1 protein-coding gene is annotated in these 1927 nt (G+C 64.9%); it reads left to right on the top strand.

Annotated elements, in window-relative coordinates; translation table 11 throughout:
• Positions 1-71: 71 nt before the first annotated feature.
• A partial coding sequence (locus tag IVB01_RS19505) for an SDR family NAD(P)-dependent oxidoreductase (RefSeq protein ID WP_247494762.1) occupies positions 72-1927 on the top strand: 1856 nt, incomplete at its 3' end.

Below are 1927 nucleotides of genomic sequence, written 5' to 3'. Positions count from 1 at the left end.
CTGGCATGTCTTGCCGAGATGGGCTATCAGCGCCGTCAGGTTGCACCTAACTGGGTTTCATCGGCCGGCGGATGACGCGTCTTTCGCATCTCACCTCGCGCAATTTCCTGATCGCGCTGCACGACGTGCTTGCGACCACGGCGGCACTTTTTGCCGCCTTCTATCTGCGATTCGAGGGCGGTGACGGCTTCTTCGCGCGCCTGCCGCTCCTGTTCCAGATCCTACCCTACTTCCTCGGCTTGGCCCTGGTCGTGTTCTTCCTCTTCAACCTGACCACGACGAAGTGGCGCTTCATCTCGCTGCCGGATGCGCTGAACATCATCCGTGCCGCGACCGTGCTGACGCTCGCTCTGCTGGTGCTGGACTACATCTTCGTCGCGCCCAACGTCCGCGGCAGCTTCTTCGTCGGCAAGGTGACCATCGTCCTCTACTGGTTTCTCGAGATCGGCTTCCTCAGCGCGCTGCGCATGACCTACCGCTACTTCCGCTATACGCGGGTGCGGCGTCATGCACGCACCGAGGACGCCGCGCCGACGCTGCTGATCGGCCGGACTGCGGATGCCGAGGTGCTGTTGCGCGGCATTGAGAGCGGGGCGATCAAGCGGATCTGGCCGGTCGGCATATTGTCGCCCTCGCGCGCCGATCTGGGCCAGCTCATCCGCAACGTGCCGGTGCTGGGCGGCATCGACGATTTCGAGGACGTCATCGCGGACTTTTCCAAGCGCGACAAGCCGATCGCCCGCATCGTGATGACGTCGTCGGCGTTCGAGCCGGAAGCCCATCCCGAATCGGTCCTGATGCGGGCACGCAAGTTAGGCGTGATCGTGAGCCGCATGCCCTCGCTGGAGAGCGGCGAGGCGCCACGGCTCACTGCCGTCGCGGTCGAGGACCTCTTGTTGCGGCCGAGCGAGAAGATCGACTATGCGCGCCTGGAAGCGCTGATCAAGGGCAAGGCGGTGATCGTCACCGGCGGCGGCGGCTCGATCGGGTCCGAGATATGCGAGCGCGTGGTCACCTTCGGTGCTGCACGTGTGCTGATTCTGGAGAATTCCGAGCCGGCACTCTACGCCGTCACGGAGACGCTCGCCGCGCACGGCTCCGGCGCTGCGATCGAAGGGCGGATTGCCGACATCCGCGACCGCGAGCGCATCATACGCCTGATGGCGGAGTTCAAGCCGGACATCGTGTTTCACGCCGCGGCCCTCAAGCACGTGCCGATCCTCGAGCGCGATTGGAGCGAGGGAGTCAAGACCAACATCTTCGGCTCGATCAACGTCGCCGATGCGGCGCTTGCCGCAGGCGCCGAAGCCATGGTGATGATCTCGACCGACAAGGCGATCGAGCCGGTATCGATGCTCGGCCTGACCAAGCGCTTCGCCGAGATGTATTGCCAGGCGCTCGACCATGATCTGGCAGTAGCGAGCGGCGGCGCCAGGCCGCCGATGCGGCTGATCTCGGTGCGGTTCGGCAATGTGCTGGCTTCGAACGGCTCGGTGGTGCCGAAGTTCAAAGCCCAGATCGAGGCCGGCGGCCCCGTCACCGTCACCCATCCCGACATGGTCCGCTATTTCATGACCATCCGGGAGGCCTGCGATCTCGTCATCACGGCGGCGACGCACGCACTCGGACAGACGCGGCCGGATGTCTCGGTCTACGTCCTCAACATGGGACAGCCGGTGAAGATCGTCGATCTCGCTGAGCGCATGATCCGCCTCTCGGGCCTTAAGCCCGGCTACGACATCGACATCGTGTTCACGGGCATGCGGCCGGGCGAGCGGCTGTACGAGATCCTATTCGCCTCCGAGGAGCCGACCCGCGAAATCGGCGTTGCCGGCATCATGGCGGCGCAGCCGAACGAGCCGCCGATGCAGACGCTGCGCAAATGGATTGCGGCGCTGGAGCAGGCGATCGCGCGCGACGATCGCGC

It is taken from the genome of Bradyrhizobium sp. 164 (genome assembly GCF_023073715.1).
Classification (GTDB): Bacteria; Pseudomonadota; Alphaproteobacteria; order Rhizobiales; family Xanthobacteraceae; genus Bradyrhizobium.
The sequence above is the reverse complement of the archived record's forward strand: the minus strand, read 5'-3'. Positions and strand labels throughout refer to the sequence as shown.